The sequence below is a fragment of the Actinomadura napierensis genome, from assembly GCF_039529375.1.
GTDB lineage: Bacteria > Actinomycetota > Actinomycetes > Streptosporangiales > Streptosporangiaceae > Spirillospora > Spirillospora napierensis.
The window spans coordinates 1-22,882 of the sequence record NZ_BAAAMR010000041.1; the positions used below are offsets into that span (position 1 = coordinate 1).

The window sequence follows — 22,882 nt, forward strand, 5'->3', positions numbered from 1 at the left end:
CGGCGGACGCGGTGCGGCGGTCGGACGGGGCGCGGCGGCCGGGCGGGGCGGAGCGGGCGGGCGCGGAGCAGCGGCCGGGCGCGGCGGGATCGAGGTACCGCGCGGCGGCGTGAAACCGTCCGGCACCGTGGTCTCGTGCAGGGGCGTGCCGCCCGGAGGCGTCGTTCCGCGCGAGGACGTCCCATGCGGCGGTGTGCCGTTCGGAGGCGTGTCGGCGGACGGCGGGCCCGCGGCAGGCGTGGCGCGCTGCGGGCGGGCATGGTCGGGGAGGGGGTCGTACTGTCCGTCCGCATAGTGGCTCACGTGTCCTCCTTGCCCGCAGGCGTACAGGAGCGTGGGCCGCGGGTGCCCACGTATCGTCCGACGAACGCGGAACCCGCCGCGTTCCACCGCGGCGTTTCGTACGCAATCATGTGTCGCGTGGGACGGCTACCAGGAGGCGGGCTGGCCAAGGGGCTGGCCGTCACGTTGCGGACTATGACGCGGCGCTCCATAACGCGTCAATACCCCGAGGTGCAGCCGGATCTGCCCCCGCGCAGCCGGGGGGTGATCGCGCTGTTCGAGGAGAACTGCACCGTCTGCATGCTCTGCGCGCGCGAATGCCCCGACTGGTGCATCTACATCGACTCGCACAAGGAGACCGTCGCCGCCGAGGGCGGCGGCCGGCCGCGGGTCCGCAACGTCCTCGACCGGTTCGCGATCGACTTCGCGCTGTGCATGTACTGCGGCATCTGCATCGAGGTCTGCCCGTTCGACGCGCTGTTCTGGTCGCCGGAGTTCGAGTACGCCGAGTACGACATCGCCGAGCTGACCCACGAGAAGGAGCGGCTGCGGGAGTGGATGTGGACGGTCCCGCCGCCGCAGGCGCACGACCCGGCCGCCGAGCCGCCGAAGGAGATCGGGGCGGCGGAGAAGGCGGCGGCGCGGGCGGCGCGGCGCCCGCCGCCCGGAGGCCCGCCCGGTCCGCCGGGGAGCCGCCGATGAGCGGGCAGGAGATCGTCTTCACGCTGCTCGGGGTGGTGACCGTCGGCTCCGGGATCATGGTCGTGACGACCCGGCGGCTCGTCCACGCGGCCCTGTGGCTGGTGCTGTCGTTCGGCGCGCTTGCGGGCGGCTACCTCGTGCTGACCGCCGAGTTCGTCGCGTGGGTGCAGGTGCTGATCTACGTCGGCGCGGTCGTCGTGCTGCTGCTGTTCGGGATCATGCTGACCCGCGCGCCGATCGGGGACTCCGCCGACCTCGACTCCGGCAACCGGTGGGCCGCCGCGGCCGTCGCCGCCGCCACCGCCGCGGTCCTGGTCACCGTCATGGTCATGGGCTTCCGGGACGAGAAGATGCCGCTGCGCGCGGGCGGCGGATCGGCGAGCGAGCTCGGCGCGAGCGTGTTCCGGACGTGGGTGCTGCCGTTCGAGGTGCTGTCGGTGCTGCTGCTGGCCTCGCTGGTCGGCGCGATCGTCCTGTCCCGCACCGACATCGGGCCCCGGCTCCCCGGCCGGCGGAAGGGTGACGGCTGATGCATCTGGCCTACCCGACCGTCGTCGCGGCGCTGCTGTTCTCCGTCGGCGTCTACGGGGTGCTGGCGCGGCGGAACGCGATCCTCGTCCTGATGTCGGTCGAGCTGATGCTGAACGCGGTGAACCTGAACCTCGTCGCGTTCGACATGTGGTTCCGCGACCGGCTGCACGGCGGGCAGGTGCTGACCCTGTTCACGATCGTGATCGCGGCGGCGGAGGTCGGCCTCGGCCTCGCGATCGTCCTGCTGGTGTACCGGAACCGGCAGATGGTCGACGTGGACCGGCTCCGCTCGCTGTCCGAATCCGACGCGGCGCCGGACGAATCAGATGAATCGGGCGAACCGGAACCTGAGCCGGAGCCGGTCGAGGAGGCGGCGCCGTGATCTGGCTCGCGTCCCTGGTGATCCTGCTGCCGTTCCTCGCCGCGTTCGGCGGAATGCTGTTCGGCCCGTCGCTCGGGCGGCTGCTGGGCGGACGGTCGGCGCTGCGCGACGGACCGGCGCTGATCGCCTGCGCACCCGTCGCGGTGTCGCTCGTGCTGTCGGCGATCGTCGCGTTCGTCGTCTGGCAGGACCCCGGCGAGCGGACGGGCACGCTGGCGGTGATCGACACCGGTTCGGTGCCCATCCGGGTCGGACTGCAGGTGGACGGCCTGTCCGCGGTGGTCGCGCTGATGGTCTGCTGCGTCGCGCTGGCCGTCCAAGTGTACTCGGTCGCCTACATGGACGGCGACCGGCGCTACTCGTCCTACGCCGCGTTCATTTCGCTGTTCACCGCCGCGATGCTGCTCGTGGTGTTCGCCGGCGACCTCCTCGTCCTGTACGCGGGTTGGGAGGTCATGGGCATCTGCTCGTACTTCCTGATCGGCCACCACTGGGAGGAGCGCGCCAACTCCCGCGCGGCCGTCAAGGCGTTCCTGGTGACGCGGCTGGGCGACGTCGGCTTCCTCATCGGGATCATCGTGCTCGGGGTCGGCGCGCGCACGTTCGAGATCCACGACGTCCTCACGCGGGCCTGGACGATGCCGGGCTCGACGCTCACCGTCGCTGCGCTGCTGCTCCTCGCCGGCGTCGCGGGCAAGAGCGCCCAGTTCCCGCTGCACACCTGGCTCCCGGACGCGATGGCGGGCCCCACGCCGATCAGCGCGCTGATCCACGCCGCCACGATGGTCGCGGCCGGCGTCTACGTCGTCGCGCGGCTGTACGGGGTGTTCGTCGCCGCGCCGGGCGCGCTGGCCGTCCTCGGCGTCATCGCGGTGATCTCGATGGTCGGCGCGGCGCTCGCGGCCCTCGCCCAGGACGACCTGAAACGCGTCCTCGCCTACTCGACGATCAGCCAGCTCGCCGTGATGGCGGCCGCGCTCGCGGTCGGCGCGAAGTCCGCCGCGATCTTCCACCTGCTGGCGCACGGCGCGTTCAAGGCGCTGCTGTTCCTGGCCGCCGGATGCGTCATCGTCACGGCGGGATCGAACCTGCTCGCGCACTACGGCGGGCTGCGGCGCGGCATGCCGATCACGTTCTGGTCGATGACGGCGGGGTTCGCGGCGCTGGCGGGCGTCCCGCCGTTCAGCGGCTGGTTCAGCAAGGACTCCGTCATCGAAGCCGCCCAGCACGCCGCCCTCCACGGCCACGACACCACCGAAGCGGGCTGGTTCGCCTACGCCCCGCTGAACTCACCAACGCTCGGCAAGGTCACCGCGATTCATTCTTTCGGGCCCTATGGGGAGCGTCCCCATTGGACGACACTGCCGTCCGGGGTGGCATGGCTGATCTACCTCGGGTTGCTGCTGACGGTCGCGCTGACGGCGGCGTACGCGATGCGGGCCTGGCTGATGGTGTTCTTCGGGGAGCAGCGCGGGACGTACGAGGTCCGCGAGCCGTCGAAGTTCATGTCGTGGACGGTGGCGGCGCTGGCCGTCCCGGCGGCGATCCTCGGGTTCTTCGGGCTCGGGGCGGACGAGCTGCGCCCGCACATCGGCCCGGCGCTGCTCGGCATCGGGCTGCTGATCATCGGCGCGGGCGCGGTGTTCCTGCTCTGGAACCGCGATCCGGCGGCCGATCCGGCGGCGGCCCTCGGGCCGGTGCGGACGATGTTCGCACGCGCGTTCTATGTGGACGAGCTGTACGCGATGGCCGTCGTCAGGCCCGTCCGGGCCCTCGCCCGGTACGTCGTGACGTTCGACCGGCGCGGCGTCGACGCCGCCGTCGTCGGGACGGGACGGGGCGCGCGGCGGCTCGGCGGGCTGCTGCGGATCCCGCAGAACGGCAACCCGCAGACGTACCTGACGGGGCTGCTGGCCGGCGTCGTCGTCATCACGGCCCTGGTGGTGATCTTCCGGTGATCTTCCTGTGGATGATGGCGATCCCGCTGTTCGGGGCGCTGGCGATGCTCGTCCCGGCGGACCGGTTCCTGCGCACCGGGTTCGCCGTACGGGCGTTCGGGACGGGCGTGTCCGCCGCGACACTGCTCGTCGCGGTCTCCGCGATGACCGCGTTCGACTTCGGCGACACCTCGCGCATGCAGCTCCAGGCGAACTGGGCGTGGGCACCGGCGATCGGGCTGCGGTTCCACCTCGGCGCCGACGGGATCTCGCTGCCGCTGGTCGCGCTGACCGCGCTGCTGACGTTCCTGTGCTTCCTGTACACGCTGCGGCACCCGCCGGAGGGCGGGCGGATCCGGCTGCTGACCGCGCTGCTGCTCGTCCTGGAGGTCGGGCTGATCGGCACGTTCGTCGCCCTGGACCTCGTGCTGTTCTTCGTGTTCTTCGAGACCGTGCTGATCCCGATGTACGTGGTGATCATGCTGTGGGGCGGGGCCGGGCGCCGCGCCGCCGCGGCCAAGTTCATCCTGTACACCCTGCTCGGGTCGGGCCTGCTGCTCGCCGGCATGCTGCTGGTCGCCGTCAACGCGGGCACGCTCGACATGATCCAGCTGGCCGCGCGGCACGGCTCCGGCGTCTCCCACGGCGTCCAGATCACCGCGTTCGCGCTTATGGCCCTCGGTTTCGCGGTGAAGGCGCCGATGTGGCCGCTGCACACCTGGCTGCCGGACGCGCACACCGAGGCGCCGACCGTCGGGTCCGTGCTGCTGGCCGGGGTGCTGCTGAAGATGGGCACCTACGGGCTCGTCCGCGTCGCCCTCCCGCTGGCACCGGACGGCGCGCACGTGTGGGCGCCATGGCTCGGCTTGCTCGCCGTGATCGGGATCGTCTACGGCGCGCTCGCCTGCCTCGCCCAGCGCGACCTCAAACGGATGATCGCCTACTCGTCCGTCGGGCACATGGGGTTCGTCCTGCTCGGCATCGCCACCCTCACCCCCGTCGGGATCAACGCGGCGCTGTTCGGCAACGTCGCCCACGGACTGATCACCGGCCTGCTGTTCTTCCTGGCCGGAGCCGTCAAGGACCGCTGGGGCACCACCGACATGGACGCGGTCGGCGGCGGCATGCTCGGCACCGCGCCGCGGCTGGCGTCCGTGCTGACCTTCGCGTCCGTCGCCTCGCTCGGGCTGCCCGGCCTCGCCGGGTTCTGGGGCGAGATGCTGGCGATGCTCGGCGCGTACCGTCCGCACGCCGACCTGCCGCGCGGCGCGTTCGTCACGTTCATGGCGGTCGCCGGGATCGGCGCGCTGCTCACCGCCGGCTACTTCCTGCGCATGCTCGCCAAGATCACCCACGGGCCCGCGCCCGCGCCTGCGGCCACCTCGGGGCCGGCCGCCGCCCCGGGCCCGGCCGCGGTCTCCGCCCAGGAGTACGCCGCCTGGGTCCCGCTGATCGCGCTCACGCTGCTGGTCGGGCTGTGGCCGAAGACCCTGCTGGACGTGACCGCCGCGCCGGTCCGCGCGCTGTTCGGAGGCGGCTGATGATCCAGGGCATCGACTACGCGGCGATCGCGCCGCCGCTGATCCTCGCCGTCGCCGCGCTCGGGCTGCTGCTCGCCGACGCCTTCGACGCGCCGCGCCGCGTCCTCGGCCTCGTCAGCGGCGGGTCCCTCGGCGCCGCGCTGATCGCGGTGATCGTGCTGTCGGCCGGCGACCGGCGCTCCACGTTCTGCCTGCCGTCCTCGTTGCGCGGCGGCGGGCCGCGTTCCTGCTCCTACGTCGCCGACGACTTCACGCTGCTGTTCCAGGGCATCGTGCTCGCCGCCGCCGTGGTCGTCGTGCTGCTGTCCCTCCGGGAGATCGCCGACTCGAAGATCCCGGCGGGGGAGTACCACTTCCTGCTGCTCTGCGCGGTGATCGGCGCTCTGTCGCTGGTCGCCGCCCGCGACCTGATCCTGCTGCTGGTCGCGCTGGAGACGCTGTCGCTGCCGGTATTCGCCCTCGTCGGCCTGCGCCGCTACGACGGCCGGGCGTCCGAGGCCGCGCTCAAGCTCTTCCTCGTCTCCGTCGTCTCCACCGCGGTCATGCTGTTCGGCATCTCGCTGGTGTACGGGGCGACCGGGGCCATGCACCTCGACCGGATCGCGCCCGCGCTCGCCCGCGTCCCGCCCGACCTGGACCCGGTCGCCGCCGTCGGCGTCGTCCTCGTCCTCGCCGGGTTCGCGTTCAAGGTCGCCGCCGTCCCCTTCCACTTCTGGGCGCCGGACGTGTACCAGGGCGCGCCGCTGCCCGTCGCCGCGTTCCTGTCCGTCGTGTCGAAGGCCGCCGGATTCGCCGGCCTCGCGATCGTCCTCGCCCTCGGGCTGCCCGCGTACGGGCACGTCTGGGGTCCGGTGATCGCGGTCCTCGCCGCGATCACCATGACGCTCGGCAACCTCGTCGCGCTCCGCCAGCGGACCGCGATCCGGCTGCTGGCCTGGTCGTCCGTCGCCCAGTCCGGCTACATGCTCGCGCCCCTGTCGGTCGGGTCGCACCGCCTGCCCGAGGCCGTCGCCGCCACGACCGCGTACGTCGCCCTCTACGCCGTCATGAACCTCGGCGCGTTCACCGTCGTCACCGGCTTCGCCCGCCGCGTCCTGGACGGCCCCCGCCCCACCTGGGACTCCCTGGACGACTACCGCGGCCTCGCGCACCGCAGCCCCGCCACCGCGACCGCCCTCGCGTTCTTCCTCATCTGCCTCGCCGGCCTCCCGCCGGGCGTGATGGGGCTGTTCGCGAAGGTCGTCGTGTTCCGCGCCGCCGTCGCCGGCGGCGTCACCTGGCTCGCCGTGATCATGGCGATCAACACCGTCATCGGCCTGTACTACTACCTGGCCTGGGCCGTCCGGCTGTTCACCCCGCCGGCCCGCCCGTTCGCCGACCCCGTGCCCGGATGGCCCGTCCGCGCCGCCCTCGCCGCCACCGCCGCCGGCGCGGTCGTGCTGTCCATCGCGCCCCAGATCGTCCTCCAGACCGTCTCCGCCGCGACCTAACCTGGAATGGTCGCGCCGGTCCCGGGAACGTCGGGGCTGGTCACACCGTTGTCGTTCATGGGCGGACCGGACGGGAGGCGGCGCAGAGTGCGGTTCAACGGCGTCAAGACGGCGGCACTGATCGCCGCGCTGTCGGCGTTGATGCTCGCGATCGGCTGGGCGTTCGGCGGCACCGCCGGGCTCACGATCGCGCTGGTCATCGCCCTCGGCACCAACGGCGTCGCCTACGCCTTCTCCGACCGGATCGCGCTGCGCTCCATGCGCGCCCACCCCGTCGGCGAGATCGACACGCCGGTGCTCCACCGGCTCGTCCGCGAACTGTCGACCACCGCCCGCCAGCCCATGCCGCGGCTGTACGTCTCCGAGACCCGCCAGCCCAACGCGTTCGCCACCGGCCGCAACCCGCGCAACGCCGCCGTCTGCTGCACCCGCGGCATCCTGCGCATGCTGGACGAACGGGAACTGCGCGCCGTCCTCGGCCACGAGCTGTCGCACGTCTACAACCGCGACATCCTGATCTCCTCCGTCGCCGCGGCCATCGCCACCGTGATCACCTACCTGTCGCACCTGGCGATCTTCCTGCCGATCGGCCGCGAGGACGACGACGACGGACCCGGCCTCGTCGGCGCCCTGCTCATGCTGGTGCTCGGCCCCGTCGCCGCCGCCGTCGTGCAGATGGCGATCAGCCGCACCCGCGAGTTCGCCGCCGACTCCGCCGGCGCCCGCCTCACCGGCGACCCGCTCGCCCTCGCGTCCGCGCTCCGCAAGATCGAGGCGGGCACCCAGGCGATGCCGCTGCCGCAGGACCCCGAGCTCGCCACCACCAGCGCCCTGATGATCGCCAACCCGTTCCGCGGCGCCGGCATCGGCAAGCTGTTCTCCACCCACCCGCCGACCGCCGAGCGCATCGCCCGCCTCGAACGCATGGCGGGCCCCCGCTAGAGGGCCGTCAGGACCACCGGCCCGTCCCCGGTGATCGCGATCGTGTGCTCGAAATGGGCGGCCCGGCTCCCGTCCGCCGTCGCGATCGACCACCCGTCGCTCAGCTGCCGCGAACCGTCCGAGCCGCCCTCGTGGAACATCGGCTCGATCGCGATCGTCAGCCCCTCCCGCAGCGGCATCCCCTTGCCCGCCTTGCCCACGTTCGGCACTGGCGGGTCCTCGTGCATCTCCGTCCCGATCCCGTGCCCGCCGCAGCCCCGCGTGATCCCGTAACCCGCCTTGCGCGCCGTCCGCTCCACCGCGTTCGCGATGTCACCCATCCGATTCCCCGGCACGGCCGCCGCAATAGCCCTCTCCAGAGCCCGCTCGGTCACCTCCAACAACCGCCGGCCGGCCTCATCGCCCGCCCCCACAAAGAACGACACCGCCGCATCCCCGCAGTACCCATCGACCCGTGCCCCGCAGTCGACCGACACGAGATCCCCACCCATCAGCACCCGCCCATCAGGTATGCCGTGAACCACCACGTCATTGACCGACACGCAGATGTTCGCCGGATACGGCACGGGCGCCCAACTCGGCTTGTAATGCAGGAACGGCGACGTCGCGCCGTTCTCCCTCAGGATCCGCCCGGCCACCGCGTCCAGCTCCGCCAGCGGCATGCCCGGCTCAGCCGCGTCCCGCGTCCCCGCCAGGATCCGGGCCACGACCCGTCCCGCGTCCCGCATGCGCTCCCACTCCCGTGGGCTTCGGTACGTCACCATGGCAAGTAATTCCACCACCACAGCAAGGCGCCGACCCATCTGGAACCCGATCGAACCGTCGGGGCCCCCGCCGCGTCATAACCCACGAGAGCGCGCCGGCCGCTTCTGCGGGGGAAGCGGCCGGCGCGCTCTTCTCAGCGGTAGTTCACAAACTGCAGGGCGACGTCGAGGTCCTTGCCCTTGAGCAGCGAGATGACCTGCTGCAGGTCGTCCTTCTTCTTCGAGCTCACCCGCAGCTCGTCCCCCTGGACCTGGGCCTTGATCCCCTTCGGCCCCTCGTCCCGGACGATCTTGCCGATCTTCTTGGCGTCCTCCTGGGAGATGCCCTCCTTCAGCCCGACGCCCAGCTTGTAGAGCTTCCCCGACAACCGCGGCTCGCCCGGATCGATCGCCTTCAGCGAGATCCCCCGCTTCACCAGCTTGTCCTTCAGCACGTCGAGCACGGCGTTCGCCCGCTCCTCGGTGTTCGCCTGGATCTCGATGCTCTCCCCGGACCACTTGATCCCCGCGTCCACGTTCCGGAAGTCGAACCGGTTGGCCACCTCCTTGGCGGCCTGGTTGAGAGCGTTGTCGACCTCCTGCCGGTCGAGCTTCGAGACGATGTCAAACGAGCTGTCGGCCATCAGGCACACTTCCCCTCAGCAGCACCTTCGCGGTCCAGAGAGCGTATCGACTCGCGCCGCGCCCCCGCCGCCCCACGCCGCCCGCCTCCGATGTCACGACCACGCCCCGCGTCCGCTATTCTTTCCAGTGCCGTCGCGAGAGCGACGCCACGGCGGGTTGCCCGAGTGGCCAATGGGAGCGGACTGTAAATCCGTCGGCTTAGCCTACGCAGGTTCGAACCCTGCACCCGCCACACCACGTGAAGCGGCCTCTGACCAGCGCAAACAGTCAGAGGCCGTTCGCATATCCAAGATCCCCCAGGTGCAGCGAGACGCCCCCGGATGTCACCGCTCCCGGAATATACGCGGAATGACTCCGGCCGCGTTCCCGCAAGTCGCGCGGGAATGCCGAAGGTCTCCGGCGCGAACCAGAGCCCCACAGCGTAGGTGCGATCAGTCATCGAGCGCATCGCCGATCCGCTGGTTCGCCCGATCACGCTGACCCAGGATGCACTTGGCGTAGACCTGCAACAGCACCTTGACGCTGTGCCCCGCCCGCTCAGCGACCTCGGTAGCCGGCACCCCTCAGCGAGGCCAGGGCCAGCCTTGCGCCTGGACGATCGCGTTCCGCAACTCGTGAGGGTTGAGTGCCTCCACGAGGCGAGCGGCATTGCCGAGCCGGACCATCGCCCACCATGAACCGGTCGCCTTGCCGTACCAGGCCCAGACGCCGGGAAACTCTCGTTCGATCTGCGCGGCGACCGGCCGTCCGCTCAGCCCGTCCGGCAGCACTACCGGAACCGTGCCCATCACGAACCGCCGCCGTCCGGTGATCCGACGAACGGCACCGCCAGCACCCGCGCGATCCGGTCCGCCGCCGTCTCGGTCTCCAGCAGCGGACACAACGGCTCCAACTCCGGCGGAGACTTGCGGGTCGGCCCTAGCCCACACCCACAGCCACCACAAGTCGCCATCGTGGCGGCGGCACAGCACCTCTTGCCGCATTCCCGGATGCATCAACGCCCCACGCGGGTCGTCGGGGTCGGGTTCACCGGCCGGGTTGCTCACCCGCACCGCACCATGCCATCGGCCCATGGTGTCCCACGTCCACTAGACCACGAGATGCCCCAGAGACGCTCATGGCCCCGAGCGTGTGGGGAGCCGCAAGCTGGCTGGAAGGGTGCGGGGCTCCCGCCGGTCCCCGATCTGTCGAGGATGGCGGCGGACGGGTTCTGTCAGGGGCGCCCTTCGGGCGTCACTTCGTGATGGCTTCGCCACCCTTGACAGAACCCGTCCGGCCTAAGTGCAGGTCTCGTCGGGGCAGGGGGGAGGAAGGTGGGGGAAGAACAGCGGCTACGCCGCTGCCAACCCGGACATTGCCGAACTGGCGGCTCGGGAAGCTTGGGCGGAGGCGGGTGCGGCGTGCTGGCGACGCCCTCGGATTGTTAGAGAGATCGGAGGGCTTCTTGCAGGTCAGCGCCGTAGGAGGCCCAGCAGGCGATGGAGCCGTCCGGTTGAAGGGTGCCCATGTACCATTCGCCTTCGATGCTGACGAGACACAGGCCGCGGAACTGAATGATCGTTCCGACCTGGTCGGCTGGCACGGGTTCGTGAGCTGACTGGTCCTCTGCCCACTCCTCGACCAACACGAGTCTTTCCGTAGACGACACTGCGGCACTGTCGTCACCTGACACTGTGCGTACTCGCTCGATCGTCCAGCCTGCGGGAAGCGAGGAGGTCATTCGCACAGCATCGCAGGCGAGGCGGTGCCACGGTCGTAGCGTGCGGACGTCCGGGGGAGCGCACAGCGGTCGGTACAAGATCCGGAGAACACGCGGAATGACGAGTGCCGTCGACGGGCACAAGGAGCGCTTTGCTGCAGGCCAGGTGACATAAGCCGCGTGAATCCATGACGCACTATGAATCCGTCGGCTTAGCCTACGCAGGTTCGGACTCTGCGCCCGCCACATCCAGTTAAACTGCCTCTGACCAGCGCAAACAGTCAGGGGTCGTTCGCATATCCAGGATCCACGCATGCACGCGACGCCCTGGCGGCACTGGGCCTAAGGAGGGGTGCGCGTTGGGCACCGTTTGACCTCGGTCGGTGGGGTGGCCGCAGGCTGTTTGCCGCTGCTGTAAACGGACGGTCGCCGGTTAGTCGACCTCTTGGGTGCAAGCGTGCAGGTCACCTGGAAGTGGTAGCGGCACGCTTGCGGGCTGCCGGCAAGGCGTTCGGCGCGCGCGGTGATCATGTCTACTCTGTCGGTTCATGAGGTATGCGCGGCGGCGCGGGCCGCAGGACGGCCGGTCGTCCCCTTGGCCTGGTGGCTCTCAGCATCAGGCGCCGAGAGCACCGAGGGCTGTCATCGACGGAAGCGGTGTTCTTATCGCTGGCCTCTTCTCGGCAAAACAGAGGGACTACGCCGAAGTCATGAGCGTTCTGGCGAAGGAGGTCGAGCGGTTGGGCGGCCGTGTTGTGGAGCAGTTCGTACAGCGTCGAGGGGTATCGGGCAACAAGAAAGGCCGTGCGCCTGGGGGCAAGGCGAACATGGACCGGCCTTACTCGTCGCGGACACTGATGAGCACAGGAAAGGTGGATGAGATAGCAGCCGTGCGGGTCGAGACGGATGCTAAGGCGGTGGTGTTCGCCAACGAGTTGACCACCAGACAGCGGGCGGTCCTAGCAGAGCTGCTCGGCTGCCCGGTCTTCAGCCACGGTGACCTCTGTACGCCGAAGACAACAGACCTACCTAACGGCGCGGGGACGCACGAATCCTCTGTTTGAATCAGATTGGTCATTGACCTCTGCGAGTCCGGCTACTTGCCGGCTGGGAAGCGGTTGCTTGACTACGAGAAGGAAGCGGTCTTCTACGACAGGATTCGTGGGGGTGAGCCTCGGGCGGCGGCTGTGTTGGGGCTTGTTTCGGGTGATGCGGGGATCGTGGTTGACGTTGGGTGTGGGACGGGGATTGTCAGGGCTCGGCGTCGAGGGGACGGACGGCGGGTGGTGGGGTGCGGGGGATGTCGTTCTTTCGGATGCCGGTTGTCTGCCGTTTGCGGGCGGCTCCTGTGACGCGGTGTTCACCATGTGGAACGGATCGTCGGCGTCGTCGCCGAGTTGGACATGATGCCGGTGGGAGAAGGGTCGTTCAAGGGCGTGGGGCAGGGGCGCAGCCCCGGGGCCTGGCGTGACGAAATCGTGTGTCTGCCCGGGTGTACTGATGTGGGTGCGGTCCGGGCGGAGTTGGTTGACTTGCCTGGTCAGGACGTTCCCCGTGCCGATCTGGTCTATCGGGTCGTGGCCTTCGCCAGCGGCGTTGAGGGGTCTCTTTTTGGTGCGGCAAGCGCTGAGGTAGCCGTGTATTGCGGGCGTATGGAAAACCGGATACGCCACCGCAACAGGTGTCCGTCTTCAGTGAAGGCATGGACTGCATCGCATCGCTGTCGGCCCGTTGTAGGTGCGGGATCGCGCTCGCCGGTTTATGTCGGGGAGTGGACGGTCGTTCTTCCCGCCGGGCGCGGGGTCCTGCGTATGGGCTGACCCTTCGGCGGTGAGTCGTGGCGTTCAAAGTGAAGTTTCTTGCGTTCGTCACTCGGGTCGTAGCGGTGCTGCTGGTGCCGGTCGGGTTCTGCCGGGCTCCGGGGCGTGGCCGTTTTCTGGCGTGTCAGTGGGCGTTGGGCTTGCGCTTTCCCGCTGAGGATCTTCGGGGGCTGGCGCCGGAGACGCTGGCGGCGTTCACGCATGCGCGGGCCGAGGCGTTCTGGCGCGACGGGCAACTGATCGGCCTCACCTCGGGATACCGGGACGCGAAGGAGCAGTACCGGATCTTCGCTGAGGAGGTGTGGCGGACCGGCTCGGTGCCGGCGGCGCGGCGCCGGGTGCTCCCGCCGGAGGAGTCCAGCCATGTGCGGGGGTTCGGGCTCGACGTCCGGCCGACCGAGGGCGCGCGGTGGCTCGAACGGAACGGTTGGCGGTACGGGCTCTACCGGATCTACGACAACGAGTGGTGGCACTTCGAGTACCGGACGGCCGCGCCGATCCGGTTGCCGCATCCGGACGCCGCGCCGTGGAGGCGGCCGTGAACGGGCCGACTCTGCGGACGCTGCCCGAGGCGGTGGCCGCGAACGTGGCCGAGATCCGGGCGCGGACGCGGAGCATGATCATGGCCGTGGTCAAGGCCGACGGTTACGGCCACGGCGCGGTCACGGTCGCCGAGGCCGCCGTCGCCGCCGGTGCCGGATGGCTCGGGACGACGAGCGTCGCGGAGGCGTGTGCGCTGCGCGCGGCAGGGTTGGCGGTGCCGATCCTCGCCTGGCTGCATCCGTCAGGAGTCGACGCGGAGGCGGCTGCAGCGGGCGGGGTCGATGTCGCGGTCGGGTCGGTGGACGAGCTCGGCGCCGTTATCGCGCAGGCCGCGTCGACGGTGCGGATTCATCTCCATGTGGACACCGGGATGTCCCGTGGTGGTTGCCCCCGCGGGCGGTGGGACGAACTGATCGGTATCGCTCAGCGTGGTCAGAGGGCTCGGAGGGTTCGCGTCGTGGGTGTCATGGGGCATCTTCCGCTGGCCGACCGGGCCGAGCCCGCGGCGAACGCGCCGGCGGTCGCCGGCATGCATGAGGCGCTGAAGGCGGTCCGGGCGGCGGGGCTCGGTTCGCTGCTTGCTCATCTTGCGGCCACGTCGGGGACGCTGACCGACCCGGCGACACATTTCGGGATGGTCCGGGTCGGGGCGGGGCTGGTCGGCATCGATCCGTCCGGGACCGTGGAGATGCACGGCGCGTCGCGTCTGACCACGCCGATCGTGCACACGACGGCGGTCCCGGCCGGCACGCCGGTCGGTTACGGCGGCACATACGTCACCTATCGCGCCACTCATCTGAGCGTCCTCCCGGTCGGGTACGCCGACGGGATTCCCCGGGAGCTGTCGCCCCGGGCGGGCGTCGAGATCCGCGGGCGCCGTTTCCCGGTCGTCGGACGGGTTTCGATGGACCAGATCGTGATCGACACCGGCGCCCGCTACTTCCCGGCCGGCACGTCCGCGACCGTGTTCGGGCCGGACGGGGGCGCGACCCCGACCGTCCACGCCTGGGCTCGCTGGGCCGGGACCATCCCGCACACCATCGTCACCGGCATAGGGCCGCGTGTGAGAAGGAGCATCGGAGGACACGGCGAATCGTGGTGATCGGTGATTCGCGTCACCCTCATCGCGCCGCGGGCGTGTCGGTTTGCATACGTCGGCGATATGCGAGGCCGCATAGCCTTGAAACGTGCGTGTGCTGATCGTGGAAGACGAGCCCTACCTGGCCGAGGCCGTCCGGGACGGTCTCCGGCTGGAGGCCATCGCCGCCGACATCGCCGGGGACGGCGACTCCGCCCTGGAGATGCTCAGCGTCAACTCTTACGACCTGGCGGTCCTGGACCGGGACATCCCCGGCCCGTCCGGCGACGAGATCGCCCGGCGCATCGTCGCGTCCGGCAGCGGCCTGTCCATCCTCATGCTCACCGCCGCCGACCGGATCGACGACAAGGCCTCGGGATTCGAGCTCGGCGCCGACGACTACCTCACCAAGCCGTTCGAGCTCCGGGAGCTGGTGATGCGGCTGCGGGCGCTGGACCGCAGGCGCGGCCGCGCACGCCCCCCGGTCAGCGAGATCGCGGGCCTGCGGGTGGACCCGTTCCGCCGGGAGGTCTTCCGCGACGGACGCTACGTCGCGCTCACCCGCAAGCAGTTCGCCGTGCTGGACGTCCTCGTCGCCGCCGAAGGCGGTGTCGTCAGCGCCGAAGAGCTGCTGGAGCGGGCCTGGGACGCCAACGCCGACCCCTTCACCAACGCCGTCCGGATCACCGTCTCCGCGCTGCGCAAACGGCTCGGCGAACCATGGCTGATCGCCACGGTGCCCGGCGTCGGCTACCGGATCGACACCACGCAGCCCGGCGGCCCCCATGCGTAGACGCCCGGGGCTCAGCGCGCGGTTGAAGCTCACCATCAGCTACGCCGGGGTGATCGTCGTCTCCGGCGCTCTCCTGCTCGCGGTGGTGTGGGTGTTCCTGCTGCGCTACGTACCCGACGACGTGATCAAGCCCGGGCCGGGATTCTTCCGGGACGGGGGGCCGGGGCCGCCGTTCATCCCCAACCGCGGCGACCTCTGGCGTGCGTTCGCGCCCCGCGCGGCGCAGGCACTGGCCTTCCTCCTGCTGTTCGGGCTTCTCGGCGGATGGCTCCTCGCCGGCCGGATGCTCGCGCCGCTCACCCGGATCGCGGACGCGGCGCGGCTGGCCGCGAACGGATCGCTGTCCCACCGGGTCCGCCTCGAAGGCCCCAGAGACGAGTTCCGCGAGCTCGCCGACGTGTTCGACACCATGCTCGAACGGCTCGAATCCCACATCACCGAACAGCAGCGGTTCGCCGCGAACGCCTCCCACGAGCTGCGCACCCCGTTGGCGATCTCGCAGACGCTCCTCGACGTCGCCCGCAACGATCCCACCCGGAACCGGGACGAGCTCATCGAGCGGCTCCAGACCGTCAACACGCGCGCGATCGATCTCATCGAGGCCCTCCTGCTGCTCAGCCGCAGCGATCGCAGGAGCTTCAACCGTGAGCCCGTCGACCTGTCCCTGGTCGCCGAAGAGGCCGCCGAGACGCTGCTTCCCTTCGCCGAGAAGCGGCAGATCACGCTGGTGGTCACTGGCGAGAGGGCGCAGACCGTCGGCTCGGCGGAGCTCATCCTGCGGATGGTGACGAACCTCGTCCAGAACGCGATCGTCCACAACCTCCCCGCCGGCGGCAGCGTGACGGTCCATACCGCATCGGAGGGCGACGCGAGCGTCCTGCGGGTCGAGAACACCGGTCCTCCGCTCCCCTGGGACCTGATTCCGACCCTCACCGAACCGTTCCAGCGCGGTACGCGGCGGATCCGCACCGACGAGCACGCCGGCGTCGGCCTCGGGCTGGCTATCGTCCACAGCATCGTCCGAGCCCACGACGGGATCCTCGACCTCACGCCCCGCCCCGCAGGCGGGCTCGTCGTCACGATCCGGCTTCCCGGCACGCGACGGGACCCGTCCCCGACCGGAGCCCACCAGCCCGTGGGAGAACCATCGCCGGTGGTGTAGCGGCGGACGATGCCCGGGGCAGCCGTCCTCGTGCGGCAGCTCTACCGCGACCCCGCTATGGGGTCTGGAGGTCGTCGGGGGTGGGGACGGGGCCGCCGCCTTCGGGGATCCAGCGGCCGGAGTCGCGCCACTTCACTGCTTCGTGGAAGCCGTGTGCGGCGGCGAACTCCTGGAACCAGCGGCCCTCGGGGGAGTGCCGGGTGATGCCGTCGAAGAGGGTCGCCAGGATCTGGGTGCCGTGCAGGCCCATGTTGTCGTAGGCCTGGTTGATCATCAGCTTCTGCATGGCGAGCTGGTTGACCGGGACGCCGGCGATGCGGTCGGCGAGTTCCTCGACGCGGGAATCCAGGTTGTCCTGTGGCACCGATTCCAGGACGAGGCCCCAGTCGGCGGCGGTGCGGCCGTCGATGGTGTCGCCGGTCAGCAGCATCCGTTTGGCGCGTTCGGCGCCGAGCCGGTACACCCACATTGCGGTGGTGGGGCAGCCCCAGACCCGTGCGGGCATGTAGCCGATCTTCGCGTCGTCGGCCATCACGACCAGGTCGCACGACAGTGCGATGTCGCTGCCGCCGGCGACCGCGAAGCCGTGCACCTTGGCGATGGTCGGCTTGAGGGAGCGCCAGAGCGAGAAGTAGTCGTCGGTGAACTCCTTCATGGCGGCGTAGTCCTTGATCGGGTCCCAGGCCTTGTCGCCCTGGGTCCCCTGGCCGTCTTCGGCGGAGATCTTCAGGTCGTAGCCGGAGCAGAACGCCCGGCCCGCGCCCTGCAGCACGATGACGTGGACGCGGGGATCGGTGTTGGCGCGTTTGACCGTCGCCGCGAGCTCGCCGGGCATGTGGAAGTCGATCGCGTTGAGCCGGTCGGGGCGGTTCAGCGTCAGGTACGCCTTGCGGTCGCGGACCTCGTACAGGACGGTCGGCTCGCGGTCATCGCTCACGGGTTCTCCTCGGGTCATCGGAAGGCTCGCAGAGGGAGGTGGCGGCCTGGCGCCCTTCAGGCCGCGGGGTGAGGTGCTGCGGCCCGCACCGGACGCCCTGGGCGCATTAGGCGTCCGGCGGCGGGCCGCAGCGGTCGGGAGCCCGCCTGGTCAGGCGGGCTGGGCCGGTCACGTCCACAGGTTATTGGATGCTCGGTCTAATATGGGAGGGGTTCGCATTCGAGTCAAGCCCGCGACTCGGCGACGTGCTGGCGGCCAGGCGTTGTGTCAGAAGCCGCGGACGTGGGTGAGGTGGACGCGGACCGGGACCGAGAACCTCTCCGCGAACTGCGCGGCGCTGCCGAAGCGGGCATTGATGGCCTCGCTGTACTTCTCCAGCCACGCGGGATTGTCGGTGACCGCCGGGTAGTCGTCCAGGATCTCGGCGGTGCCGGTGAGGACGACGATGCCGCCGTCGCTGTCGAAGTTGAGCGAGACCGGCGGGTGCCGGCGGATGTTCGCGAGCCGCTTGGCGTTCGTCTGGCTGTAGATCAGAAGGCTGTCGCCACCGTCCCAGAGGAACCCGACCGGGTTCGGCTGCGGGGTGCCGTCACGCCCGACGGTCGTCAGCCAGATCGACATCTCGTCGGTGAGCCGCCGGCGGACGCGCGCGCCGTAGGCGGTCGCTGGATCGGGGAGCAATCCGCTCGTCACATGAGCCGATGCTACTCAGATGGCCGCAACAGATCAGCCGCCGTGCTCGTAAGGGCTGTGAGCGCGGCGGTCGATGTGTTGGAGGGTCACGCGGTCGCGGTCTTGCGGGTGGCAAGGAGCCACAGGGACGTCAGGGTGAGGACGATGCCGACCCCGACGGCCGCCTGCAATCCGGCGGGTGCTCCAGCGAAGAAGGCCGGGACCGAGGTGAGCGCCGACACCGCGCGGGTGATGATGACCGTCCAGAACCAGCCGCGGCTCCGGGTCGTCCGCCACAGGCGGAAGACACCCGCGAGGGTGATCAGCCCGAGTACCGCGCCGACCGCGGCCGCCGCCGCGGCCGGCTCCGCGCTCACGGGCGCGGCCTTCGCGGTGGCCGTCGGGATGAGCTTCGGTGAGGCGCTGGACTCCTTCGTCGTCACGAACGCGCTGATCGGCGTCTCCTTCGCCACCTGCTCGTGGCCGTGGGCGATCGGCCTGTGCCTGCAGCTCTTCCCGGGTCTTAAGTCGGAGGGTGCTGAGCGAGGGTGGCGATTTCGTCCGCGGTTGTGAGGGGGATCGTCAGGGCGATGTCCCAGGTCTCGTCGTCCTGGCCGATGAGTAGGACGGCCTGGTCGTCCGCCATGGCCCAGAACACCGGCGCGCCTGCGCAGACGCCTATTCGCAGGGACCGGCGTTCGTCCCAATCGGCGTCGCGGATTCCACTCAGGCGGGAGAAGTCCGCGAGGGGTGCGCGGATGTGCAGTTCCCACGTCTCGGCCCGCAACGTCAGGACCGGGAGCGGGTCGGTGTCCACGTCCAGCATCGCTTCGACCATCCGGGGATGGTCGCACAAAGCGGCGGCGATGAGTTCCGGGGCGCGGCGCGGTCTCTTCTCGGTGAGTCGTCGAGAGGAGTGTGGACATGAGCGGTGTTCGGGTCCTGGTCGGGACGCGTAAGGGCGCGTTCGTGCTGACGGCGGACGGGAAGCGCGAGAAGTGGGAGGTCAGCGGGCCGCACTTTGGCGGGTGGGAGATCTACCACGTCGCCGGGTCGCCGGCCGACCCGTCGCGGCTGTACGCCTCGCAGTCCACCGGGTGGTTCGGGCAGGTGATCCAGCGGTCGGACGACGGGGGAGCGTCGTGGCGGCCGATGGGCAACGAGTTCCGGTACGAGGGGGAGCCGGGGACGCACCAGTGGTACGACGGGACGCCGCGTCCGTGGGAGTTCAACCGCGTCTGGCACTTCGAGCCGTCGCCGGTGGACCCGGACGTCGTGTACGCCGGGGTCGAGGACGCCGCGCTGTTCCGGACGGGGGACGGCGGGGGGACCTGGGAGGAGTTGCCGGGCCTGCGCGGCCACGGGTCGGGGCCCGACTGGCAGCCGGGCGCGGGCGGGATGTGCCTGCACACGGTCGTGCTGGACCCGGTCGACGCCGGACGGATGTACGTGGCCATCTCGGCGGCGGGCGTGTTCAAGACGGACGACGCCGGCAAGACGTGGCGGCCGGCGAACCAGGGCCTGCGGACGGAGGGCATCCCGGACCCGCAGGCGGAGGTGGGCCACTGCGTGCACCGCATCACCATGCATCCGTCGCGTCCGGACGTGCTGTTCATGCAGAAGCACTGGGACGTGATGCGCAGCGACGACGCGGGGGAGAGTTGGCACGAGATCAGCGGCGACCTGCCGAGCGACTTCGGGTTCCCGATCGCCGTCCACGCCCATGAGCCGGACACCGTCTACGTGGTGCCGATCAAGAGCGACTCGGAGCACTACCCGCCGGAGGGGAAGCTGCGCGTCTACCGGAGCCGGAGCGGGGGGAACGAGTGGGAGCCGCTCACCAAGGGGCTCCCGCAGAGCCACTGCTACGTGAACGTGCTGCGGGACGCGATGGCCGTCGACTCGCTGGATCCGTGCGGGATCTACTTCGGGACGACCGGGGGCCAGGTGTACGTGTCGTCCGACGAGGGGGACGGCTGGACGCCGATCGTCCGCGACCTGCCGGCGGTGCTGTCGGTGGAAGTGCAGGCGTTGCCGTGATCCGGGTGGTGCTGCCCGCGCATCTGCGGGTGCTCGCGCAGGTGGACGGGGAGGTGCGGCTGGACGTCGAGGAGCCCACGATCGGTGCGGTCCTGGACGCGCTGGAGGCGCGCTGCCCGGTGCTGCGCGGCACCATCCGCGATCGTCGGACCGGGCGGCGCCGGGCGTTCGTGCGGTTCTACGCGTGCGCCGAGGACCTGTCGCACGAGCCGGCGGACACCGCGCTCCCGGGGCCGGTCGCCGCGGGCGCCGAGCCGTTCCTCGTGATCGGCGCCATGGCGGGCGGCTAGCGCGGGATGTCGGCGATCATGCCCTCGGTGTCGATGCGGTGGCCCTGGTCCCGCAGCAGGCGCAGGACGAGGTCGCGGACGGCCTTCAGGTCGTCGACGCGGGCGGCGGTCGCCCGGCCCTCCAGGTAGTCGATCGCCGCCGCGCCGACCTCGCCGGCCGCGCGCGACCAGGCCTCCTGGGCGTCCTCGGCGCTGAGCCGCCGGGTGGCGCGGAAGCGCCGCAGGTCCTCCTGGGCCTTGACGACGCGGGACTGCGCTTCGGCGACCTCGATGTGGGCCTCGGCGACCGCCGTGCGCAGGTGCTCCTCGACGCGGCGGCGGCCCGCCTCCTCGTCGGCGGCGGACGGGGGTTCGGTGGGCAGTTCGTCGTCGTCGGCGAGCCCGCTGCCGCGGAGCCAGCGGCCCGTGGCGTCCTGCGCGGCCTTGGCCTCGTCGAAGGCGAGGCGGTCGGCGCCGTCGTAGACGACCTCGCAGCCGGCCGCGGTGGCGTCGTCGGAGAGCCGGATCCAGACGCGGCGGGCGGCGTCGGGCGGGACGGTGCCCTCGTCGGTGAAGGCGGTCAGGGCGCTTTCGGCCCGGGCGAGGTCGTCCGCGGTCCGGTCGAGGTGCCCGAGCCGCACCTCCAGGGTCTGTTCGAGGCTTTTCTCCATGGATGTCACTGCCCGTGCCTCGAGCTCCGCCGATGGCCGGTCGGCCATGCCCACCCCCCAATGTCTCGCCGCGTCTGCGGCCACCCTAGGGCGGCCGCCCCGCCCCGGTGGCCGGATCGCCGGACCGGAGCGGAACCACGGGCCGTAGTACTACCTCCCGTGGTGACCTGCGCGCCGGTCGGATAATCTGGACACCGTGAAGGGTCTTGGAGAGCTTGAACGCACGGTCATGGAGGTTCTGTGGGCGCGGGAGGACGCCGGCACCGGGGCGGCCACCGCCCGCGATGTCAGCCGCGCCCTCGCCCATGACCGCGACCTCGCCCACACCACGGTGATGACGGTGCTGGACAGGCTCGCCAAGAAGGACTTCCTCGCCCGCGAGCGGGACGGCCGCGCCTGGCGGTACCGGCCGGTCGCCAGCCGGGAGAGCTACGTCACCGAGCTGATGCTGGGCGCCCTGGACGAGACGGGCGACCGGGACGCGGCGCTCGCGCACTTCGTCCGGACGATCTCCAGCGACGAGATCGACGTGATCCGCCAGGCTCTGGCCGGCCTCACAACGGAACCACCGGCATGACCGGCACCGCCCTGCTCGCTTTGATCTCTCTGGGGACCGTCGGCGGGGCGCACCTGCTGTCCCGGGCCAGGTGGACGTGGCGCACCCCGCGCCTCGGCATCGCCCTCTGGCAGTCGCTCGGCCTGTGCTGGGGCGTCGCCACGATCGGGGCGATGCTCGGCGTCGCGCTCGCGCCGTACCGCAAGGGCGTGCTGGGCGGTATTCCCGGCCTCTACGACGACCAGGCCGCCCGGCTCGACGCCGTGCACATGGCCGCGCTGCTGTCGGCCGTGAGCCTCGCCGCCGTGCTGCTGGTGATGCTGATGTACGCGGTCGTCCGCGTGGTCCGCGCCAGGCACCGGCACCGCGTACTCCTCGCCCTCGTCTCCCGCCGCGATTCGGCCGTGCCCGGCACGCTGGTCCTCGACCATCCGGGCGCGGCCGCTTACTGCGTTCCGGGGGTCCGCTCGTCCAAGGTCGTGGTGAGCGCCGGGACCCTCGAGCTGCTGGACCGCGCCGAGCTGGCCGCGGTCCTCGCGCACGAACGCGCGCACGCGCGCGAGCGCCACGACCTGGTGCTGCTGCCGTTCGCCTCGCTGCGCCAGGTGTTCCCGCAGTTCCGGCTGGTCGGACGGTGCCTGGACGCGGTGGAGCTGCTGATCGAGATGGCCGCCGACGACCGGGCCCGGGCGGGGCGCCCGCCGCGCGAGCTGGCGACCGCGCTGCTGCGCTTCGCCGCCGCCCGCCCGGCCGCCGCGCCGTCCGGAACCCTCGGCGTCGCGTCCGCCGACGGCATCCCGGTGATGGCGCGGGTCAACCGGCTGCTGGAGCCGAAGCCGCTGCCGCGCCGGGCCCGCCTCGCCGCGACGGCCGCCGTCCCGCTCCTCGCCGGTCTTCCACTGATCCTCATGGTGCTGCCCACCTGAGCCGCGGCCCGTCCGCATCGTCCGCGTCTCAGTCGGCGAGGACGGTGCCGTACAGGCGGTCGACGTGCAGGCGGATCACCAGCCGCTCGTCCTTGACCATCTGCTCCAGGAACGTCCGCTCGTCGGCGGGGTCGGCGAAGCCGGGCGTCATCGCGAGGAGCTCCAGCCCGGTGGCGTCACCGGGCTTTTCGCTGATCTCGGACAGTTCCGCGGTCCCCTCGGCGACCGCGAACGACAGGTGGTCGGGAGTGGACGCGTGGAGCGCGGCGCGCGGGTCGTTGCCGATCTGCTTGACCTTGGCGCGCCCGGCGGTGGTGGAGATCCGCACGACGCGCTCCGCCGGGTCCCAGGCGTAGACGACGGTGGACAGGTGCGGATGGCCGCTCCTCCGGTTGGTGGCCAGGACGGCGAACTGCTGCTCGCCGAGGATGCGGGCCAGGTCGTCCTCGCTGATCGGCTTGGGGCCGGGTCCCTGTCCGGGGCCGTACTCGGTCATGGTGATCTCCCTCGGTGGTCGCGGT

Annotated in this window: 25 protein-coding genes and 1 tRNA gene; 17 read left to right on the forward strand and 9 right to left on the reverse strand. The window is 70.9% G+C overall.

The window, feature by feature from the left end; translation table 11 throughout:
• The first annotated feature begins 513 nt into the window (after nt 1-513).
• The 7 genes from ABD296_RS22780 (at nt 514) to htpX (ending at nt 7,807) form a co-directional block, all read left to right on the forward strand.
• The gene (locus tag ABD296_RS22780) at nt 514-984 is read left to right on the forward strand and encodes a 4Fe-4S binding protein (RefSeq protein ID WP_344270435.1); all 471 of its coding nucleotides are present in this window, start codon (nt 514-516) and stop codon (nt 982-984) included.
• A complete protein-coding gene (locus tag ABD296_RS22785) occupies nt 981-1,514 on the forward strand; it encodes an NADH-quinone oxidoreductase subunit J family protein (protein ID WP_344270438.1) in 534 nt (177 codons plus the stop codon). The genes ABD296_RS22780 and ABD296_RS22785 overlap by 4 nt, the downstream gene beginning before the upstream one ends.
• Nucleotides 1,514-1,897 carry an NADH-quinone oxidoreductase subunit NuoK gene (gene nuoK, locus ABD296_RS22790; RefSeq protein WP_344270441.1) on the forward strand — a complete coding sequence of 128 codons (384 nt, stop codon included), beginning with the start codon at nt 1,514-1,516 and terminating at the stop codon, nt 1,895-1,897. Before ABD296_RS22785 ends, nuoK begins: the two co-directional genes overlap by 1 nt.
• Nucleotides 1,894-3,855: an NADH-quinone oxidoreductase subunit 5 family protein gene (locus ABD296_RS22795; protein ID WP_344270443.1), complete on the forward strand. Its 1,962-nt coding sequence runs from the start codon at nt 1,894-1,896 to the stop codon at nt 3,853-3,855. Before nuoK ends, ABD296_RS22795 begins: the two co-directional genes overlap by 4 nt.
• Nucleotides 3,852-5,375 (forward strand): complex I subunit 4 family protein, encoded by a 1,524-nt coding sequence (locus tag ABD296_RS22800; RefSeq protein WP_344270445.1) that lies wholly within the window; start codon nt 3,852-3,854, stop codon nt 5,373-5,375. Before ABD296_RS22795 ends, ABD296_RS22800 begins: the two co-directional genes overlap by 4 nt.
• Complete coding sequence (locus tag ABD296_RS22805; RefSeq protein WP_344270447.1) at nt 5,375-6,865, forward strand: NADH-quinone oxidoreductase subunit N; 1,491 nt, start codon at nt 5,375-5,377, stop codon at nt 6,863-6,865. The genes ABD296_RS22800 and ABD296_RS22805 overlap by 1 nt, the downstream gene beginning before the upstream one ends.
• Before the next feature lie 87 nt (nt 6,866-6,952).
• The gene (htpX, locus tag ABD296_RS22810; protein WP_344270654.1) at nt 6,953-7,807 is read left to right on the forward strand and encodes a zinc metalloprotease HtpX; all 855 of its coding nucleotides are present in this window, start codon (nt 6,953-6,955) and stop codon (nt 7,805-7,807) included.
• Here the strand turns inward: htpX and map are convergent.
• Both map and ABD296_RS22820 read right to left on the reverse strand, forming a co-directional pair.
• Entirely contained in the window at nt 7,804-8,571 is a 768-nt protein-coding gene (gene map / locus ABD296_RS22815) for a type I methionyl aminopeptidase (RefSeq protein WP_344270449.1), read from the reverse strand. The two genes, htpX and map, sit on opposite strands and share 4 nt — an antisense overlap.
• 134 nt (nt 8,572-8,705) lie before the next feature.
• Complete coding sequence (locus ABD296_RS22820) at nt 8,706-9,194, reverse strand: YajQ family cyclic di-GMP-binding protein (RefSeq protein ID WP_344270452.1); 489 nt, start codon at nt 9,192-9,194, stop codon at nt 8,706-8,708.
• A gap of 151 nt (nt 9,195-9,345) precedes the next feature.
• Here ABD296_RS22820 and ABD296_RS22825 point away from each other — a divergent pair.
• A tRNA-Tyr gene (locus tag ABD296_RS22825) sits at nt 9,346-9,427 on the forward strand.
• Nucleotides 9,428-9,758: 331 nt separating this feature from the next.
• Here ABD296_RS22825 and ABD296_RS22830 read toward each other — a convergent pair.
• The gene (locus ABD296_RS22830; RefSeq protein ID WP_344270455.1) at nt 9,759-9,983 is read right to left on the reverse strand and encodes a hypothetical protein; all 225 of its coding nucleotides are present in this window, start codon (nt 9,981-9,983) and stop codon (nt 9,759-9,761) included.
• Nucleotides 9,984-11,604: 1,621 nt separating this feature from the next.
• On the opposite strand from ABD296_RS22830, the gene ABD296_RS22835 reads away from it, so the two are divergent.
• From ABD296_RS22835 to ABD296_RS22855, 5 genes are all read left to right on the forward strand, one after another.
• Nucleotides 11,605-11,958, forward strand: a complete 354-nt coding sequence (locus ABD296_RS22835; protein WP_344270458.1) for an HflX-like GTP-binding protein — start codon at nt 11,605-11,607, stop codon at nt 11,956-11,958.
• 896 nt (nt 11,959-12,854) lie between these two features.
• Nucleotides 12,855-13,256: a D-alanyl-D-alanine carboxypeptidase family protein gene (locus ABD296_RS22840; RefSeq protein WP_344270460.1), complete on the forward strand. Its 402-nt coding sequence runs from the start codon at nt 12,855-12,857 to the stop codon at nt 13,254-13,256.
• Nucleotides 13,253-14,359 (forward strand): alanine racemase, encoded by a 1,107-nt coding sequence (gene alr / locus ABD296_RS22845; RefSeq protein WP_344270462.1) that lies wholly within the window; start codon nt 13,253-13,255, stop codon nt 14,357-14,359. Before ABD296_RS22840 ends, alr begins: the two co-directional genes overlap by 4 nt.
• 85 nt (nt 14,360-14,444) lie before the next feature.
• Nucleotides 14,445-15,128, forward strand: coding sequence for a response regulator transcription factor (locus tag ABD296_RS22850; protein ID WP_344270465.1), 684 nt, complete (start codon nt 14,445-14,447; stop codon nt 15,126-15,128).
• Complete coding sequence (locus tag ABD296_RS22855; RefSeq protein WP_344270468.1) at nt 15,121-16,290, forward strand: sensor histidine kinase; 1,170 nt, start codon at nt 15,121-15,123, stop codon at nt 16,288-16,290. Before ABD296_RS22850 ends, ABD296_RS22855 begins: the two co-directional genes overlap by 8 nt.
• 55 nt (nt 16,291-16,345) lie before the next feature.
• Here the strand turns inward: ABD296_RS22855 and ABD296_RS22860 are convergent, their stop codons facing one another.
• From ABD296_RS22860 to ABD296_RS22875, 4 genes are all read right to left on the reverse strand, one after another.
• Nucleotides 16,346-17,227 (reverse strand): crotonase/enoyl-CoA hydratase family protein, encoded by an 882-nt coding sequence (locus ABD296_RS22860; RefSeq protein WP_344270471.1) that lies wholly within the window; start codon nt 17,225-17,227, stop codon nt 16,346-16,348.
• Nucleotides 17,228-17,494: 267 nt separating this feature from the next.
• Nucleotides 17,495-17,920, reverse strand: a complete 426-nt coding sequence (locus tag ABD296_RS22865; protein WP_344270475.1) for a TIGR03667 family PPOX class F420-dependent oxidoreductase — start codon at nt 17,918-17,920, stop codon at nt 17,495-17,497.
• Nucleotides 17,921-18,006: 86 nt separating this feature from the next.
• Nucleotides 18,007-18,372: a hypothetical protein gene (locus ABD296_RS22870; protein WP_344270478.1), complete on the reverse strand. Its 366-nt coding sequence runs from the start codon at nt 18,370-18,372 to the stop codon at nt 18,007-18,009.
• 50 nt (nt 18,373-18,422) lie between these two features.
• Complete coding sequence (locus ABD296_RS22875; RefSeq protein ID WP_344270481.1) at nt 18,423-18,737, reverse strand: hypothetical protein; 315 nt, start codon at nt 18,735-18,737, stop codon at nt 18,423-18,425.
• Nucleotides 18,738-18,823: 86 nt separating this feature from the next.
• On the opposite strand from ABD296_RS22875, the gene ABD296_RS22880 reads away from it, so the two are divergent.
• Together ABD296_RS22880 and ABD296_RS22885 are read left to right on the forward strand one after the other, a co-directional pair.
• Nucleotides 18,824-19,939, forward strand: coding sequence for a WD40/YVTN/BNR-like repeat-containing protein (locus ABD296_RS22880; protein ID WP_344270484.1), 1,116 nt, complete (start codon nt 18,824-18,826; stop codon nt 19,937-19,939).
• The gene (locus tag ABD296_RS22885) at nt 19,936-20,229 is read left to right on the forward strand and encodes a ubiquitin family protein (protein WP_344270487.1); all 294 of its coding nucleotides are present in this window, start codon (nt 19,936-19,938) and stop codon (nt 20,227-20,229) included. Before ABD296_RS22880 ends, ABD296_RS22885 begins: the two co-directional genes overlap by 4 nt.
• Here the strand turns inward: ABD296_RS22885 and ABD296_RS22890 are convergent.
• Nucleotides 20,226-20,879, reverse strand: a complete 654-nt coding sequence (locus tag ABD296_RS22890; RefSeq protein ID WP_344270490.1) for a hypothetical protein — start codon at nt 20,877-20,879, stop codon at nt 20,226-20,228. The genes ABD296_RS22885 and ABD296_RS22890 overlap by 4 nt on opposite strands.
• A 196-nt stretch (nt 20,880-21,075) precedes the next feature.
• Between ABD296_RS22890 and ABD296_RS22895 the strand changes: the two genes are divergently transcribed.
• Together ABD296_RS22895 and ABD296_RS22900 are read left to right on the forward strand one after the other, a co-directional pair.
• On the forward strand, nt 21,076-21,456 hold the full coding sequence (locus ABD296_RS22895; RefSeq protein ID WP_344270493.1) for a BlaI/MecI/CopY family transcriptional regulator: 381 nt from the start codon (nt 21,076-21,078) through the stop codon (nt 21,454-21,456).
• A complete protein-coding gene (locus ABD296_RS22900) occupies nt 21,453-22,361 on the forward strand; it encodes a M56 family metallopeptidase (protein WP_344270495.1) in 909 nt (302 codons plus the stop codon). The genes ABD296_RS22895 and ABD296_RS22900 overlap by 4 nt, the downstream gene beginning before the upstream one ends.
• Before the next feature lie 28 nt (nt 22,362-22,389).
• On the opposite strand, the gene ABD296_RS22905 is transcribed toward ABD296_RS22900, so the two are convergent.
• Complete coding sequence (locus tag ABD296_RS22905; RefSeq protein ID WP_344270497.1) at nt 22,390-22,857, reverse strand: pyridoxamine 5'-phosphate oxidase family protein; 468 nt, start codon at nt 22,855-22,857, stop codon at nt 22,390-22,392.
• Nucleotides 22,858-22,882: the final 25 nt, after the last annotated feature.